General features: G+C 26.3%; 18 protein-coding genes and 1 tRNA gene. 1 reads left to right on the forward strand and 18 read right to left on the reverse strand.

The window, feature by feature from the left end; genetic code table 11:
- Positions 1 to 67 precede the first annotated feature (67 nt).
- The 15 genes from ACTNAO_RS02625 to ACTNAO_RS02695 form a co-directional block, all read right to left on the reverse strand.
- Positions 68 to 1,063 carry a hypothetical protein gene (locus tag ACTNAO_RS02625; protein WP_441026078.1) on the reverse strand — a complete coding sequence of 332 codons (996 nt, stop codon included), beginning with the start codon at positions 1,061 to 1,063 and terminating at the stop codon, positions 68 to 70.
- 67 nt (positions 1,064 to 1,130) lie between these two features.
- Complete coding sequence (recQ, locus tag ACTNAO_RS02630; protein ID WP_441026080.1) at positions 1,131 to 3,581, reverse strand: DNA helicase RecQ; 2,451 nt, start codon at positions 3,579 to 3,581, stop codon at positions 1,131 to 1,133.
- An 80-nt stretch (positions 3,582 to 3,661) separates the two neighbouring features.
- Positions 3,662 to 3,736: transfer RNA gene (locus ACTNAO_RS02635), tRNA-Glu, on the reverse strand.
- A 179-nt stretch (positions 3,737 to 3,915) separates the two neighbouring features.
- Positions 3,916 to 4,869 (reverse strand): alpha/beta hydrolase, encoded by a 954-nt coding sequence (locus ACTNAO_RS02640; protein ID WP_441026082.1) that lies wholly within the window; start codon positions 4,867 to 4,869, stop codon positions 3,916 to 3,918.
- 133 nt (positions 4,870 to 5,002) lie between these two features.
- On the reverse strand, positions 5,003 to 5,227 hold the full coding sequence (locus tag ACTNAO_RS02645) for a TIGR04540 family protein (protein ID WP_441026084.1): 225 nt from the start codon (positions 5,225 to 5,227) through the stop codon (positions 5,003 to 5,005).
- A gap of 42 nt (positions 5,228 to 5,269) precedes the next feature.
- Positions 5,270 to 7,486 (reverse strand): C1 family peptidase, encoded by a 2,217-nt coding sequence (locus ACTNAO_RS02650; RefSeq protein WP_441026086.1) that lies wholly within the window; start codon positions 7,484 to 7,486, stop codon positions 5,270 to 5,272.
- Between the two features lie 19 nt (positions 7,487 to 7,505).
- Entirely contained in the window at positions 7,506 to 8,201 is a 696-nt protein-coding gene (locus ACTNAO_RS02655) for an MgtC/SapB family protein (protein ID WP_441026088.1), read from the reverse strand.
- Positions 8,202 to 8,214: 13 nt separating this feature from the next.
- Complete coding sequence (locus ACTNAO_RS02660; protein ID WP_441026090.1) at positions 8,215 to 9,405, reverse strand: M20 metallopeptidase family protein; 1,191 nt, start codon at positions 9,403 to 9,405, stop codon at positions 8,215 to 8,217.
- Between the two features lie 86 nt (positions 9,406 to 9,491).
- Positions 9,492 to 10,643 carry an SLC13 family permease gene (locus ACTNAO_RS02665; protein WP_441026092.1) on the reverse strand — a complete coding sequence of 384 codons (1,152 nt, stop codon included), beginning with the start codon at positions 10,641 to 10,643 and terminating at the stop codon, positions 9,492 to 9,494.
- Positions 10,633 to 11,505, reverse strand: coding sequence for an NAD(P)/FAD-dependent oxidoreductase (locus ACTNAO_RS02670; RefSeq protein WP_441026094.1), 873 nt, complete (start codon positions 11,503 to 11,505; stop codon positions 10,633 to 10,635). The genes ACTNAO_RS02665 and ACTNAO_RS02670 overlap by 11 nt, the downstream gene beginning before the upstream one ends.
- 3 nt (positions 11,506 to 11,508) lie before the next feature.
- Positions 11,509 to 11,823 (reverse strand): thioredoxin, encoded by a 315-nt coding sequence (gene trxA, locus ACTNAO_RS02675; RefSeq protein ID WP_441026096.1) that lies wholly within the window; start codon positions 11,821 to 11,823, stop codon positions 11,509 to 11,511.
- 140 nt (positions 11,824 to 11,963) lie between these two features.
- A complete protein-coding gene (locus tag ACTNAO_RS02680) occupies positions 11,964 to 12,629 on the reverse strand; it encodes an ABC transporter ATP-binding protein (RefSeq protein WP_441026098.1) in 666 nt (221 codons plus the stop codon).
- On the reverse strand, positions 12,619 to 13,401 hold the full coding sequence (locus ACTNAO_RS02685; RefSeq protein WP_441026100.1) for an ABC transporter permease: 783 nt from the start codon (positions 13,399 to 13,401) through the stop codon (positions 12,619 to 12,621). Before ACTNAO_RS02685 ends, ACTNAO_RS02680 begins: the two co-directional genes overlap by 11 nt.
- Positions 13,376 to 14,380, reverse strand: coding sequence for an ABC transporter substrate-binding protein (locus tag ACTNAO_RS02690; RefSeq protein WP_441026102.1), 1,005 nt, complete (start codon positions 14,378 to 14,380; stop codon positions 13,376 to 13,378). The genes ACTNAO_RS02685 and ACTNAO_RS02690 overlap by 26 nt, the downstream gene beginning before the upstream one ends.
- A gap of 65 nt (positions 14,381 to 14,445) precedes the next feature.
- Positions 14,446 to 14,874 (reverse strand): YaaR family protein, encoded by a 429-nt coding sequence (locus ACTNAO_RS02695; RefSeq protein ID WP_441026104.1) that lies wholly within the window; start codon positions 14,872 to 14,874, stop codon positions 14,446 to 14,448.
- Positions 14,875 to 15,012: 138 nt separating this feature from the next.
- On the opposite strand from ACTNAO_RS02695, the gene ACTNAO_RS02700 reads away from it, so the two are divergent.
- Positions 15,013 to 16,146, forward strand: coding sequence for a DEAD/DEAH box helicase (locus ACTNAO_RS02700; protein WP_441026106.1), 1,134 nt, complete (start codon positions 15,013 to 15,015; stop codon positions 16,144 to 16,146).
- A 55-nt stretch (positions 16,147 to 16,201) separates the two neighbouring features.
- Here the strand turns inward: ACTNAO_RS02700 and ACTNAO_RS02705 are convergent, their stop codons facing one another.
- The 3 genes from ACTNAO_RS02705 to ilvN are packed head-to-tail and all read right to left on the reverse strand — an operon-like array spanning position 16,202 to position 18,166.
- A complete protein-coding gene (locus ACTNAO_RS02705) occupies positions 16,202 to 16,996 on the reverse strand; it encodes a DUF4097 family beta strand repeat-containing protein (RefSeq protein WP_441026108.1) in 795 nt (264 codons plus the stop codon).
- Positions 16,989 to 17,645 carry a DUF1700 domain-containing protein gene (locus ACTNAO_RS02710; RefSeq protein WP_441026110.1) on the reverse strand — a complete coding sequence of 219 codons (657 nt, stop codon included), beginning with the start codon at positions 17,643 to 17,645 and terminating at the stop codon, positions 16,989 to 16,991. Before ACTNAO_RS02710 ends, ACTNAO_RS02705 begins: the two co-directional genes overlap by 8 nt.
- A 23-nt stretch (positions 17,646 to 17,668) precedes the next feature.
- The gene (ilvN, locus tag ACTNAO_RS02715; protein ID WP_441026112.1) at positions 17,669 to 18,166 is read right to left on the reverse strand and encodes an acetolactate synthase small subunit; all 498 of its coding nucleotides are present in this window, start codon (positions 18,164 to 18,166) and stop codon (positions 17,669 to 17,671) included.
- Positions 18,167 to 18,168: the final 2 nt, after the last annotated feature.

An 18,168-nucleotide genomic window follows, 5' to 3' on the forward strand; every position in this document is an offset into this window, starting at 1 on the left:
CTTAAACATATAAAGTAAGCAGGCAAAAAGCCTACTTACTAAATCATAAAAAATACTTATATAATTTTTAATATGAAGTATTTAGATATGAAGAAATAGTATTATACTTTTCTGAGTTAAGTTCACTTTTTATTTGACTTACACATAAAGAATTTAATGATGAAACTCTATTAGCTGTGTAATCACCAAAGGAACCATTTTGTCCGAATAATGAATTAATCTTATCTAAATCAGCATTTTTAAGTTGTTCCTTATTTACTGTAAGCTTATTATCGTTTCCTAAAGAAATTCCTATTTCACTAAGTGATGTAGCATTATATCTTGTCATTTTAGTTATTGAAAGAACATTACTTAATACACTTGATGATTCAACATTTGATGTTTTCTCTATCATGCTATTATAATTATTGGCAAAATCTGATATTGAATTTACAAGATCATTCATATAACTTTTATCATTGTCATTGCCTTTTTCTATTAAATTTAAATTTTTATTAGTTATTGCACTATTTATATTTAACTTAATAGAATTTTCTGATTTTTCAATTGATTTTAATGAATCCTTAAAGTCAATAAGTGTGGCACTTTGAAGTTTTTTATCTGTTTCTGTACTGCTAGTGCTTGATGAAGCATCTGATGAATTTGGTGTTTTTAAGTTTTTGTAATAATTCTTGACAGTTCTTGCATAAGCAACACTTTTCATTGCATTAAAGTTAGTTGCAAGAGTTGCAAAATTGCTAAAAGCATCATTATTAGAATTAGAGTTTTTCTTACTACCTGAAGAATTATTTAATGAGCTAAAAATATTAGATACTCGTTGAGTAGTATTATTTAATCTTTCCATTAAGTCTTCCAATGTTTCACTAGACTTTTTAGCACTAGTACTTGATGTATTAGATTTTTCTTCAGTTTTTTTAGTATCTGATGTTTCTTCTTTTTTGGTACTTTCTGAAGCAGAAGTTGATTTTTCTGTTTCTTTTTCATTTGTTTTGTTTGTGTAACTTGATATATTATTGTACCTTGACTCATAAGATGTTAAAGAATTTAAATATGAATATGCCATATTATCACCTCCTTTTCTTTATCTTATTATCGACTTTTTTATATAAATCTTAATATAATTAAGCTTACTAGACTTTGACTATATATTTTAATATATAAGCCCTTATATTTTCAAATTTTATGTTATCACTAACCTTTTTTATAATTAATGATACCTTATCATATCCTACATCACTTATAGCTTTTTTAATTTCTTCATCATATTCTGGATTATAATACATGCTGTAATCAAAATTAAAATCAACTGTATTACCATCTTTAATGTACTCATAAACATAACCCATTATTGTAGATACTGAAATCTCTATTTCTTTAGAAATTTCTTCTAATGATTTACCTTTTTTTAATTCATCTATAGCTATTTCATTATTATTTCTTCTTTCTCCATCTACTATAACTAATTCTTTTCCCCTAAATACAAATTCACTTTCAATATTATTTTCTTTTAAATAAGTATTTACTTCATTAAGTATAATCTCACCAACTGACTTTATTTTTGCAGGACCAATCATAGAAATATCTTTAAGTTCTTCTATTGTTTTAGGATATCTTGCGCTAATTTCCTTTAAACTTCGTAATGGAATAAGGGAAGAAGGAAAAATATTTTTTTCTTTTGCAACTTCTTCTCTAATTTCAAATAATTTTTTTAAAAGTTTTTTGTCTGTTGTAACTTGAAGTTCACCTAAATAGCTGTAATCATAGTTTTTACTATTTTCTTCTTTTTCATTAAATACAAATTCTTTATTTATATTATTATCTCTCATATACTCTAAAATAACTCTTATAAACTTTTCACCATATTTTTGTGCTTTTAATTCACCAACTCCAGAAATATCGCAAAATTCTTCTTTATTCTTAGGATACCTATTAGACATTTCAAGAAGAGTCTTATCAGAAAAAATAATATATGGTGCTATATCTTCTTCTCTTGAAATATTTAGCCTTAAATCCTTTAATATTACAAACAGTTCATTAGCCTTAAATACCTTTTCAATTTTTATATCTTCCTTAAGTAATACTTTTTCTTGCCCCTTAACTATTTTGATACTTCTATTGTTTAAGGTGACAACTGGAAATTCTCCTTCAACTAATGATAAAAAACCTTCTGCTACTAATGTATTTATAAAATCTCTCAATCCAGTTTTTGTATATTCCTTCATAATTCCATATGTGCTAAGTTCATTAAATCTTAATTTCATTATCTTAGCATTTTTAGAACCCCTTAAAACATCTACAATCATATTAGTGCCAAAGGGTCTTTTCATTCTATAAATACATGATATTACCTTTTGTGCATCAATTGTTTTATCTTTAACTTCTCCTGAAGTATTGCAATTACTACAATTATTACAATTTTCATCTAAAGTCTCACCAAAATAATTTAGAAGATATTTTCTATAACAGCTATTTGTATAAACAAAATCAACCATATCTTGCATCTTCTTATATTGATTATTTTTTCTTTGAACATTTTCAGTAGAATTTTCTATTAAATATCTAATAGTAATTAAATCTTGGGAACTAAACAAAAGTATACATTCACTTTTTTCATTATCCCTTCCTGCCCTTCCTATTTCCTGATAGTAACCTTCTATATTTTGAGGCATATTATAATGAATGATGTATCTTATATCTGATTTATCTATACCCATTCCAAAGGCATTTGTTGCAATTATAATATTAACTCTATCATAAACAAAATCTTCCTGGTTTTTATTTCTTTCTTCTGAAGGCATACCTCCATGATACCTTGCTACCTTATAGCCTTTCTTTGATAATTTAATATAAATACTTTCTACTTCTTTTCTTGTAAGTGCATATATTATCCCAGAAACATCTTTATTTTTTTCTACAAAATCAAGGACAAATTTATCTTTATTACCACCTTTAATTACATTTATATAAAGATTTTCTCGATCAAAGCCTGATACAAACACCTTAGGATTATTTAAATTTAGAAGCTTTAAAATATCTTCTCGCACTTCTTTAGTAGCTGTTGCAGTAAAAGCAGTAACGATTGGTCTTTCTTTTAATGATTCTATAAAACCTTTTATATTCCTATAGCTAGTTCTAAAATCATGGCCCCATGCAGATATGCAATGAGCTTCATCTACTGCTACTTGTGAAACCTTAACCTTTGAAATTTCATTTAAAAAGTCCATAGATTTTAGTCTTTCTGGAGCTACATAAAGTATTTTTATATCTCCATTTTTTGCTCTTAATAATATGTTTTTTATAGACAAACTATCTACAGAACTATTTATATATGCAGCTTTAATCCCACTTTCTTTTATATTATCTACCTGGTCCTTCATAAGAGATATAAGTGGTGATATTACTATAGTTATTCCTTCAAATATAAGAGCTGGAATTTGATAACATATAGATTTTCCTCCTCCTGTTGGCATTACTGCTAAAACATCATTTCCATTTACTATCTCATTTATTATTTCTTCCTGTGATTTTCTAAAGGCATCATACCCAAAATATTCCTTCAATAACTTTCTTGCTTTTTCCAAAAAATCACCTCTTCACATTATTAAAAGCAAATAAAAAAAGCCGCAAGACAAGCTTATTAGCAAGCCTTACGACAATTACATGGTAGTCCATAGGGGAGTCGAACCCCTGATTTCACCGTGAGAGGGTGACGTCTTAACCACTTGACCAATGGACCAAGAACAGTTATTACTATATCATAAAGGAAATGAAAGGTCAAGCAAAAAAATTAAAAGAATATTAATAATTACTTGTTTCATTGCAATTATATTATTGAATAAAATTCTAAAATCATGGATATAATATAAATAGCCTTTCAATTACGAAAGGTTGATAGCCACCGGGTTAGTATTTTTTTTAAATGCTAACCCTTTTTTTATAAATTTCTTCTGCTAGTTCTATAATTTTATATACTTTTTCTTCATACTCTTTTTTAGCTACACCATAACAATTCATATGAACTGCATCTTTAACTAAGAATAAAATGTCATTTTTCCCTTGTTTTTTATTATACATTTCCTCAGCCATTTTATATGGAACTTTTTCATCCTTCATTCCATGGACAAAAAGCACAGGCAAATCTTTTCTTTTTACTATTTCATCAATAGGGTTAGATTCTTCTAAATTAAATTTAGCAAGCCTTATGAGTTTTTTATTAAGACATTTATAAATAATATTAATTGGAACATATTTATGATTTCCTATTGTGAATTTGATACAATCCTTAGCTCTAGAAAATCCACAATCATCTATTACAAATTTAACATCTTTATTATTTCCTCCAACTATCAATGAAGTAGAAGCCCCCATAGATTGTCCATGAAGTCCTAAAAAAAGCTCATCTTTATTAATTCTTTTTTTAATCTCTTCTATCCATAAATTTATATCATCCTTTTCATAATAACCATAAGTAGCATAAATTCCTTCACTTTCTCCATGACTTCTTGAATCAACTGCTAAAACATTAAACCCCTTATTTAAAAACATTCTAGCAAAAGCCATTGATGAATAGTGATTGCAGCTGTATCCATGAATCAAAATAACATATTTATTTGATTGTTTATATTTTTCAATAAAATATCCCTTTAAATTATAATTGTCTTTTGATTTTACAGTAACTTCTTCTATCTTTTCGTAATTATATATTTTTTTATCAAGCATATTAATCTTTTCAAGAGCAACAAATGCCATGTTTTTATCCTTACGCTTTTTAAATTCTGTCTGTTTAAAAGCTTCTTTATTCATAAAATATAATGTAAAAAAAACTAATACTATTATTACTAATACTACTACTATAATTATTTTACCCAAAAAATCCCTCCATAAATTATACTTTATAAATATAATATATCATTTCAATTGCTTTTTATTCTTACAATTTAATTTTTAAAAAATAGCTGTTACATATAATGCAACAGCTAAATATCAACTAATTTAAAATTTACTAAGCTAAAGCTTTATTTAAAAGTTCAATTCTTTCATCACCAAGAATAACAGCTATTTTGCTTTCAACCTTTCCATTTTTAAATAATCTTTCCTTATTTGTTTCGGATACCTTTTTTAATTTTTCCTGGAATTTTTCATAAGTAATTAAATCATCTTGATATTCATCTACAAGATCCTTTACTGCTGTTCCTAATTCCTTTGGATTTTTGTAAACTAATCTCATTTCTTTTCTCCTTTTTAACAATAGTTATATAATTCATAAATATTATATCACTTTTTTATTTTTAGTTAATGAATAAATTGTAAAGATTGACAATATAAACAACATCATTGTAAAAATCACTTGATTTTTGTCAAAGGTTACAGTACTTGAACCTGGAGTTGTAGATGCATCCTCTGCTAGAGCTATATAGGAATCATCACTTATATTTAAATTTATATTTGAACCTTCTATTGAAGATTCTTTTTCTATTAGATCATTATTTTTTAACACAAATGTATAAAGCTTTTTATTATATGTATTATTTATGCCAATATCTATATTCTCTATATATGCTTTTTTATCTAGTATATCATATGCATTAATTTTATATACCTGTAATATTTTTTTATTCGTAATTTTATCTTCAAAAGTCTTCCACTCATTAGATTGTGCATCAATAATTTCTGATTGAATTTTTATATTCCAAGGTAAATTATATGATACAATATCACCAGATTTATGATTTTTATCTGCTAATTTTACACTTAAAGTTTCTATTTTATTTCTAATATCTTGTGAAATTTCTGTAATATCTTCATAATCAAGACTATTATACTTCTTAAGCATAAATGCAAGCTTTTCCTCATATTCACTACTTCCGTTTTTCTCTAAATCTTCCAAATAAGAAACATATTTTTCATAATCCTGTGGCAATTGGAGAGTAGCATAATCATGGTTTCCTTTTACTGTAATAGCCTTTATAGAAAAATTTTTAGGTGTATAATTGGAAGCACTTTTCATATTATTACCATTCATGTCCTCAATGATAATATTATTACTTTTATCATTATTTACCATAATAAAGCTTTCCCCCTCATTAGCTTCTGGGTAATAAGCAACTTTATTATTATTAACATATGTAACTTTAGTTTCACATCCAATACTTATACCATTAGCATTCCCTGGATCACTTACCTTAACTACTATAGCACCTTTACCACTCTTTAATGGATAATTGTTAACTTTTACAGTCTTATAACCAGAATAATCTATTGTTCCAGTTGCTAATAGTTTCATTTTATTTACATCTGTATTAGGAATACCTTGTTCATCTAAAATATCATAATAAACGCTATAAGTTGCACCTATGCTTTCGGACATAAACATTACAGAATCTAATATATCATAATCATTTGTAAAATCAAAAATATTCATATAATAAGCTTCATCAACTTTTTTATTATTAAGTGTAAAGCCACACTTTGTTATTGCTCCATATTTATCCCATTCATATTTCTTTTTATCATTATCATCAGCTAACTGAGCACTTTTAATGGAATAATTTAGATTTCCATTCTTGCCATTTAAGAGAATCTTATCTTCATAAGATATCCACATATAACCACCATCATATTTATTCTGACCCCAGCTGTTTTTTATAAGCCAAGCTCCATTATTTTCAGGTTTATAAGCATTTTTAAAATTTTCCTTTGAGTAATTATCATCCCAACCTACAATAGTTATTGCATGATTTACTGTTGTATCTGAACTTCCATTATAATAATAAGAATTTCCACTATAGTATGATGAATTATCATAATAACAAGATTCAACAGCACCATTCTCTTTAATTGCTCTTTTTACAGAATTAGTATCATTTGCAACGTATTCAATATCCGTAACATCAACTACTGTTTTTACACTATCCATATTAGAAGGTCTATTTGTATTAGAATAAGAATATGGTATATCTTTTTCAAGCTTTGGTCCTGCACCTGAAGTAAAATATCCAGGCACAATTTGAGTAGGGCCTCCCTCACTAACAGTCCTATTCCATCCATATCCATTTTCATCTAACGTATTATACCATCTTGCATGTTCTTCTGAAAAATCAAAAGTCCCAAGTCCCTTAAGCTTAAAATATGCTTCTAAAGTTCCCATACCTGCAAATGCCCAACATACCTCATTTATACCTTGATTTTTAACAGAAGTTGTTAAGTTTAATTCTCGAGGATCATATTTAGAATCAAAACTTTCTAAAGCCCCAGACTTTGTAAGCTCAACATCATATATATTAGGTATCAAACCATTATATTTTGATACATCTCCATCTTTTAAATCATTACAATATTCCTCAAATTCCTTACTGTAATTAACATCTTGAACTTTTAATTCGTCGCTGCCTTCAGAAGCATATGATACTGCATAAAAAGAACTTTCAAAAGATAACATTATTGTCATAATAAAAACTATTTTACCTTTCAACTTAAACCTTTTCATCTTCTCATCCCCTAACTTTTTATAATTCCTCTATGTATGATACTCCATCTATAGCACTTATATCTGCTATTATTTGAGCATGGTCATATTTATTTTTAGATTTTATGGTACATACTGTACCTGTTATCCCTTTATCAATTTCCTTATTTTTAAGAACTTGAATATGTTTAACTTCAAATGAATTTTTCCTTGCATATTCTATTATGCTTTTTAATACATGAGAACCATTAAGTTCTACATATACTTCCATTATTCTTGATTTTCCATATATTTTGTTATCAAGTTTATTTAAAATTCCTATAATAAGTAAAATAAATATTGTTCCAATAATAGCAAGTTCATAAAAACCTATTCCAATAGCAAGTCCCATACATGCTGATGCCCAAAGACCTGCTGCTGTAGTTAAACCTTTAACTTGATTTTTACTTGTTACAAGAATAGTTCCAGCACCTAAAAAACCAATACCACTTACTACCTGTGCTCCAATTCTAGTAGGATCACTCACCTGTCCAAAATTATTATAAACGAATATATTAGTCATCATAACAGCAGCAGAACCTAAACATACAAGCATATGAGTTCTACATCCTGCTGCTTGACCTCTTCTACCTCTTTCAAGTCCTATTACACCACCACATATACTAGCAATTAATAATCTTAATGCAATAGAAAAGGAATTAATTTCAGATATATATGAATAAAAATCTTCAAACATATTATACCATCTCCTATTCTCTATGTTTTCTTGCTTCCTTAACTACCGCTTCCATTGCATATGCTACATAAAGCTGAGTACATATAAGTACTGATTTTTCGTCTATGTTAAATTTTTCATGGTGATTAGGATATGCCCTTCCCATTTCTTCATTACCAGCACCTACAAAAGCAAAGACTCCAGGAATATTTTTTTGATACATTGAAAAATCTTCTCCAAGCATTATTTTAGGAATAGACACAAGATTTTCATCATTAAATATCTTTTTTGCACCTTCAAGAGCTGTTTCAGTTGCTTCCTTATCATTAAAAACAATAGGATGAGCTGCTAAGTTATAATCTATATCTACTGTTGCTCCATAAGAAGCTGCTGTATTATATACCACTCTTTTTATTTCATTTTCTATAAATTTTGCAGTATTTATTGAAAAAGTTCTTACTGTTCCTTCAATATATGCATTACCAGGAATTATATTATGCTGTGCCCCAGCCTCTATATGCCCTACTGTAACAACTGCTGAATCAATAGGATTAACACGCCTACTTATAATTGACTGCAAATTAAGCACAATTGCAGAAGCAACAAGACCAGCATCTATACATAAATGTGGTTTTCCAGCATGACCAGATCTTCCAGCAATATTTATTTTAAATATATCTGATTCTGCCATTCTAGGCCCTTCTTCTATTGATATTTTGCCACATTCAATATCAGTAAACACATGAAGTCCAAAAATTTCATCTACATCTTCATTTTGCAAGTATCCCTCTTCTATAATAAGTTTTGCTCCCTTACAATTTTCTTCAGATGGTTGAAATATAAGTAGAACTTTACCAGGTATTTCATTTTCATGCTTTTTTAAAATCATTGCAGCTCCAATAAGAGAAGCTGTATGTGCATCATGACCACAAGCATGCATAATTCCTGGATTTTGTGATGCATAAGAAACTCCAGTTTTTTCAGTAATCTTAAGGGCATCCATATCAGCTCTAAGTGCAATAGTTCTGCCTTCACCTTTTCCAATTGATGCAATAATTCCAGTTTCAGCCACTTCAATATATTCAATACTTAATTTATCAAGTTCCTCTTTTATCTTTTTTGAAGTTTCAAATTCCTGAAGTCCAAGTTCTGGATGCTTATGAAAGTGTTTTCTCAAAGAAATTATATGCTTTGCTATGTCTTTAGTCTCTTTTTTTATATCCATTTATCATTCTCCCAAAATTATATTTATAATAATAATATATAAAATTATTTACAAGGTCAACCAAATTATGAATAATAATAAGCAAGTTACATAATTGTTACAAAAAACACAGTAAATATTAATAATAATATAAAATTATATATAGAAAACTTTATTAAATATTCTTTAGAAGACTTTTTATCTTTGCTTTTAGAAAAATTACTTGCCATATTACTGCTGCAATAAAACTTATATGATATTAAACTTGCAAGAGATGCAATTATTGTTCCAAGCCCTCCTATATTTACTCCCAAAAGTATTTCTTTATACTTATTACTAAAACCTGTTACAAGCATTGTAGCTGGAACATTACTTATAATCTGACTACTAAAAATACTAGCTATATATGTAGATTTTGATGTACTTAAAATATTTTTCATAAAATCTTTTATAAATTCCATATTAGATATATTACCAACAAATATAAAAAAAGTTATAAATGTAAATATCAAAGAATAATCAACTTGCAAAAATAAATCTCTATCCAAAATTATTACTATAATGATTATTAGTGCAAAAACTAATTTATAATCTATAATATTAAACACAGAGCCAATAACTGCCATAAGTAAAAATAAATATAACACAGGTTTAAATCTTCCGCATATTTCTATACTTTTTATTGATACATTTATTTTTTTATTTTTTTGAAATAATATAAGCAATATAAGAATAATACCTCCAAGAAAAACAAACCTTCCTGTAATATTAATAAATTCTACAGTATTTATATTGTATTTTGTGTAAATATAAAGATTTTGGGGATTTCCTACAGGTGTAAGACTACTTCCTATATTTGCAGCAATTGTTTCAAGTATTATTGTATTCATCATATTTACATTTGATTTATCTGCTAATATAATTGTTAAAGGCACAAAAGTTAATAAGGAAACATCATTTGTTACAATCATAGAAACAAAAAATGTAATAAAAACTAATGCAAAGTTTACAGATCGCATACTTTTACATTTTTTAAGCAAAAATAGAGCTAAAGAATCTAGTATCCTTAGCTTTCTAAATGCACCTATAACTATCATAAGATTAAAAAGTAAAATAAGAACTTTAAAATTAATATAAGACAATTTAAAAGGAGAAAAAAATGATGTAATAATTGCAAGTAATGATGCAATTATTAACACACATTCTTTCTTTAAGAAACTAATTATATTTGCTTTTGTTAAATGAATATTATTTTTCATTTATATTATCTAAATACCTTACAGCACTTAAAGCTGCAACATTTCCTTCTCCAGCAGCTTTAATATACTGATATGGTTTTCCAGTACAATCACCTGCTGCAAAACAACCTTTTATATTAGTTTCCATTTGTCTTGTAACTTCAATATGCCCATCTTTTGTATTTAATCCTGGCACTAATTGTGCTGGAGATATGGCATCTTTTAATACAAATACTCCACTACATTCTATTGTGGAATTTTTGAGTTTTAGTTCTTTTATGATTCCTTCTTTATCTTTATTTGATATTTTTATTGGCTTATCCTGTATAACTACAATTTCTTTATTTAAATTATATTCTCCTTTATATAAAGGAATATAATAAACCTTTGATGCTACTTCATTTAAAAATTCAGCTTCCTTTTCACCTTCTAATGTAGAAGATATTACCGCTACTTCTTTATTTTTATAAAGCATTGCATCACAGGTGGCGCAATAACTTACTCCCCTGCCTAAAAACTCCTCTTCTCCTTCAATAGCCTTTGTAAATTCTACTCCTGTTGCAATAATAACAGATTTAGCTTCATAAATTTCTGTGTTAACTGCTAATGCGAAATAATTGCCCATAGAATATATATTATTTATTCTTTTTTCTGTTATTTCTATTTCTAATTCTTTTAAATGATTGTGAAATGTTTTTTTTAAGTCACTTCCTGAAATTTTAGGAAAACCTAAATAATTATTTATTTCAGTTGCCCTTTGAAGTTTTGCACTTAAATTATTAGTTCCAAAAAGTATAAAAGATTTATTACGTATCTTTGCATTAATAGCAGCTGAAATGCCTGCAGGACCAGTACCTATAATGGCTATATCATACCTTTTCATTTTTTATAGCACCTCTTCAATAGCCTCTTTTATAACTTCTTTAGGATTAAATCCTACCTTACTATCCTTAAGTTCACCATTTTTAAAGATTTTTATAGTAGGTATACTTGCTACTCTATAAGTGTTAGCTGTTACAGGTGAATCATCTACATTTATTTTTACAAACTTCGCTTCTTTTAATTCTCCTTCTATTTCTTCTATTACTGGAGCAAGCATTTTGCATGGCATACACCAATCTGCATAAAAATCTACAACTACTACTCCTTCATTTTGTAGTACTTCACTCTCAAAATTATTATCATTTATTTGTTTTGCCATATATAAAACCTCCTAAATAGCTAAAAAGCTTAATTTTAATTGATAATTGTTATTAATATTATATAACAATATATAATTATTTCAACACATAATTTATATAATATATATTATTCAAAAATTCATTATTATTACACCTAAAATTAAATAAGATTAAGTATTTCATCTTTGTATGAATATAAATTATTAGAATATGTACCTTTTATTTTAAAAGGTACACCTCCTAAAATAAATATTTCACCTTCCATATATATAGCTTCATCCACATCATGAGTAACAAATATTAAACTTCTATTTTCTTCTTTTAAGATACTTTTTAATTTTTTCATTATATTATATTTAACCTTATAATCTAATGACTTAAATGGCTCATCCATTAAAATCACCTTAGAGGGCTTTAAAAGTGCCCTTAAAATATTAATTCGCTGTTTCATGCCACCACTTAAGGATTCAATATAATTTTCTTTACATTTACTTAATTCAAGTAAATTTAAATAGAATTCAAATTTTTTTCCTGCTTCCTCTTTAGAATAATAATTATATATAAAAAGTTCAATATTTTCTTTCACAGTAAGCCAGGGAATAAGCCTATGTTCTTGAAAAACATAGCTTATATCATTTAAATTTATACCTGAAATATTTCCTGAATCAGCTTTTTCAAGTCCTGAAATTATATTAAGCAGTGTACTTTTTCCTCCCCCTGACTTTCCTAATATACAGTTTATATTATTAGTAAAACATATATTAAAATCCTTGTATATAGTTTTATCTCCAAATGATTTATTTATACCCTTAAGCTCAATTTTCATTTTTAATTCTCCATTTATTAGCTTTCCTTCGTATTAACATATTAATAGCATCAAAAATTATTGAAATAAAAGCTATTATTATTATCCAGCCAAATATTTTTGAAACATCAAAATTTGCCTTTGCATTTTGAATTGATGAACCAATTCCATATTTAGGTTGTCCATGTACTTCTCCTGCAATTACCACTTTAAATGCTAAAGAAAAAGAAGATACAAAATTATTTTCTATAAAATTTATTATTACTGGTATATATATTTTCTTTATCATTTCTTTTATTTTTATATTATATATTTTACACATTTGAATAATTTTATAATCTACATTAAGCAAATTACCAATTATACCTTCATAAAATATAGGAAAAACTATAAGTATACCAACTAAATAAGGAGTCTTATCCTTATCAAACCAAACAAGTGATAAAACAACTAAAACCATAGTAGGAATAGTCTTTGTAATAGCATTAATTGGTTTTAAAAATTCCCTAAAAGGCTTTTTTACAGTTGAAATAACTCCAAGTATTACTGCTATAAATAATGCACTAACAAAACTTATTATACTTCTTAAAAAGCTTGATAAAGAATCCTTAACAAAGCTTTTTTCTTTAATTATTAAAAGAATTGAAGAAAAAACTTCTTCAATTCTTGGAAGATAAATATTATTATTTATAATTATAGCCGAAATTTCCCATAAAATAATTAAAAAAACTAATCCTAAAATCACATAAACTTTAGATTTTAATAAACTATTTTTCAAGGAAAATTTCATCATCAGGTACCTTTCCTCCTATTGTACTTGCATCAAAACTGCTTAATTTTTCAAAGTAAGTTTTATATTCCTTATAACAATCTTTTATATCTGTATAAGAAATATTGGCTTTGTCCATTGCCTTAATTACTATGTTTTTATCTGTTGATACTCCTATTTCTTCACAATATGTAGGTAAATCACTATTTTTTTCACTGGCAAATATGCAGCTTTCTTTAACTTCACTTATTAGCTTATTTGCAAAATCTTTGTTATTTTCATAAAAATTCTTGCTAATTATAAGTGTTGATTGAGGATATCCATATTCACTATTATTAAGTTTTTTCCATTCATCATTTAAATTTAAAATAACTTTTGCATTTTGATTTTTAGATGATACTTGTGATAAAGCTGGTTCTGGTAAAACACTGTATTTAGTTTTTCCTGAAATAACCATAGGTGCAAGCTCAGTTACACCATTAACATAAGAAAAATTAAAATCTGCATCTGGATTATATCCCTTATCTTTTAAAATTGACTTCATGACAATATCCGGAGTTAAATTCTTACCTATGTTATATATTTCTTTACCCTTTAAATCATCAATAGTACTTTCATCACCAGTAGAAACTAAATAAAATGATCCCCAGCCAATTGTTCCTGCAATTTTGTAATTTCCAGTTTTATTATATTGTGTAGCACTAACATTTGATGGAACAACAGCTAAATCAGCATCTCCTTTAAGTACAGCAGACACCACATTTTCTGAAGATTTTTCTATGGAATATTCCATATTATAATTAGAATCAATTGTTGTATTTTCTTTTACAAGTTTTGCACAAGCAATAGCTGTAATGCCATCTGGTATTATCATTTTTACCTGTACTGGATCACTATTTTTAGATGTTTCATTATTAGATGTAGTAGATTTTGAATTGCCACAAGCTACAAAACAAAATACAAACATTATAATGCTTAAGCAAAAGGATATTTTCTTTTTCATTATACAATGCCTCCTATTATGTAAATAATATAATGGTAATAGTATATACAAAAATATAAATATTATTACCTATATATATCTACAATTAATCCTTGAATTTCATCAATGGTAGAAGCTATGTTTATATTTTCCATTTGGTCTTCTACTATAGCCTTAGTAAGCTCTTCTAATTTTTCATCTACTGTATCTACAGTAATAAAATATTGAGTTTGCCAGAAGCTTATGTCTTTCTTTGTATTATACATATAATCAAGAACTGATTGTAAATATTCTTTAATTAATTTTTTATAGATTTTCACATCTGCATAAGTTTTTGTAATTACAAGTCTATTTCCTTTTTTCTTAATATCTTCAGCCATTTTATCAAGCTGCTCTTGAGATTTCCTTTCCTTTGCTTGATCAAAGCTTCTTGAAAAACTTTTTCTGCCTGAAACTATTTTTTTTTCTTCTCCTGTCTTTGTAATTGTAGAACTTCTAACTCTTCCTATTTCCATAATACTCACCCTTTCTTTTCATATATATTATACTATCTAAAAAGAAAAAATGCATTAAAACTTATTATCATTAATGACACCATTATGAAAAAAGTATATAATTAATTTATATTTTTTAAACATTTAGGAGGATCAAATTTGAAAACTTTCAAAGAATTAAATTTAAATAAGGAAATAATAGAAGGCTTAAATAAGCAAAACATAAAAACTCCAACTGAAATTCAAAATTTAGTAATAGAAGATATTTTAAATGGATTTGATGTTCTTGCAGAATCCTTTACAGGTAGTGGAAAAACCTTAGCTTTTGTAGCTCCTATATTGCAAAAAATAGATACATCAAAGAAAGAAATGCAATGCCTTATTCTTGCACCTACACATGAGCTTGTTATCCAGACAGAAAATCAAATAAAGCTTTTAAGTAAAAATAGCTGTATAAATGTAACTTCACTTCCAATTATGGGGGATGTAAATATTGATAGGCAAATAAAAAAAATAAAAGATACAAAACCTCATATAATTGTAGGTACAGCTGGAAGAGTAATGGATCTTATAAAAAAGAAAAAAATAACTGCCCATACTTTAAAAACAATAGTAATTGATGAAGCTGATAATCTTTTAGATAACACAAGCAAAAATATGGTAAAAGACATAATAAAAAAATCTATGAGAGATACACAAATTTTAATGTTTTCAGCTAGTATAAATGAAAATGCCTTAAAAACAGCCATGGATATTTTAAAAAATCCTAAAATACATAAATCATCCAAAAAGCTTTCCATAAATCCAAATATTAATCATTTTTTTATTGAAGTAGATAAGAGAGACAAATTTGAAACTTTAAGAAAACTTATAGCAGCAGAAAACCCTACAAAAGCTATAGTTTTTGTAAACAACGCCTATGATCTTAAAAATACTTCAGAAAAATTGAATTTTCATAACAAAACTACCTTTACTCTTTCTAAAAATGTAAGTAAAGAATCTAGACAAAATGCTCTTGAAAGCTTTAGAAAAGGTAAAATAAACATTTTAGTATCTTCAGACCTTTCAGCAAGAGGTCTTGATATAAATGATGTTACTCACATAATAAATTTAGATTTTCCTTCAAATAGTGAAGAATACCTTCATAGAGCAGGTAGAACTGCAAGAGGAAAAGCTTTTGGCAAATGTATTTCTATTGTAACTTCAAGAGAAATTACTTATGTTAAAAAGTATGAAAAAATATTTAACATAAAAATAAAAAAAGCTTCCTTAAAAAATGGAAACTTAATTTAAATAAAACTTTATGGTGGGCTTAGGCTTATGCCCACCTTTTATAATGCAATAGCTATTAATTTTTCAATGTATCAATTTCTATATCTCCATAATTACATATTACATTCATTCTTTTTGTAGCATTATTATTTCTAGAATAATTATCTTCAAAAGAATTACCATTTAATTTTATGTCACCATATGTAGTTTCAAGTGTATAATCAAACAAGTTCTCCTTTTCTGCTGTTTGTATATTTACATCTCCATAATCACAAGTTACATTTAAATTATTGCAATAAATATTATCTATATTTATATCTCCATAGTCTGCTTTTATTGATAAATCATCATTAATACTAATATTGTTAGAATTAATATTTCCATAATCACTTTGAATTAATGCTTTTTTTAAAGAAACATCAGATATGTTAATGTTAGAATAATCACTTTCTAATTCAAAATTTTCTAAAGAAAAATCCTTAGGTATTGTTATTTTTATCTTTTCCTTAGAATTATTAAGAAATCCAAAAGTAATTTTTCTATCATCACTTTCTTGATTTACATTTAAAATTCCATCATTTATATCATAGGATATTGATTTTTTACCATTTCCTAAATCACATGCTTCCATTTCTAGTTTAAATTCATCAGCCACATGAATATCTATTTCTTCTACACTTTCAACATTTATTTTTATTTGCTTTACATCATCAATAGTATATGATTCTTTTATAATTGTTTTATCATCACTAAATGCTATTTTAAAGTCTGAAATTTCAAATGTTCTAAATCCACCTTCTATATAGCCTGTTACAATTAATATTAAACCTAAAAGAAGAATTAACATCATAATTTTTATAAATTTACTCATAATCTAAAGCTCCCTTCTTCTTTTTATTTAATATAAAACCCACTATCTTCTTTATTGAAATCATTTCCAAATATAGTAAAGTGCTTCCTATGGAAAATAATATAAGACCTAATCCTAAATAAAAAGCAAATGAAGCCAAACTTTCAGGTATAAGGAAAAATGATACTACAGACACAAAAATTCCAACTAAAGAAACAGCTGCTGTTGATACTATTATTGAAATAAAAGCAGCAAAAAGTCCTACTAAAACTCCAAAAATTCCAATAGAAATGCCAAGTATAACTGGAGAAAATAAAATTGCTAAAACAATCAAAATAGTTTTTAGTTTATTATTTTTTTTCTTAACTAAAGGTTTATTAAAATTATTATAATCAGAATTATAAAAAAATTCATAATTCTGATTATTTATATTATTTGTAGAATTATTCTGCACAATGTTATTTTCAGAATTTTCGCTTTTTGAGTAATCCTCAATTATTTGTCTTGATAATTTGTCAGGATGTCCTAATAAATTTATAACATCTACATTATTATTAATATCTTTATCCTTAAAATATCCATTGTAATAATTAATTATGCTATCTAACTTTTCACTTGGCATACCTTTTAAATTAAATCTCATTCTTTGAAGAAATTCATCCTTATTCATTAATATATCTCCAAACATAAAATTTATTTATCTGCAGTACTTATGGATTCTATTGCAACACTACCGCCTCTTACTACTTCAATAGATTTAAATTGTTTTTTAATAAGTTTTATAATATCATTATTTTTTTCTTCTGTTTTTACTGATTCTAATAAAACACTATCTACTCCATAGTCTTTTATTTCTAAATTAAAAACTTTTGCAATTTGAAATATTTCTACTTTATCACTTTTAGTGCAATTTTTAATTTTTATAAACAATATTTCCTTAAGTTGAATAGGCGTATTGGTAAAATCTACAACCTTTATTACTTCTACACATCTATTAAGCTGCTTTTTTATTTGTTCAAAAGTTGCATCATCACTTATAACACTTATAGTCATTCTTGATACACTTTCATCTTCAGTTGTTCCTACAGTTAAACTATCTAAATTGTATGATTTTGCAGAAAATAAACTTGAAATCTTTGCAAGAACTCCAACATCATTTTCTACATATAATGAAATCCATCTCTTTTTCATAT

The organism is Clostridium sp. HCP1S3_C6, assembly GCF_052066735.1.
Lineage (GTDB): Bacteria > Bacillota > Clostridia > Clostridiales > Clostridiaceae > Clostridium.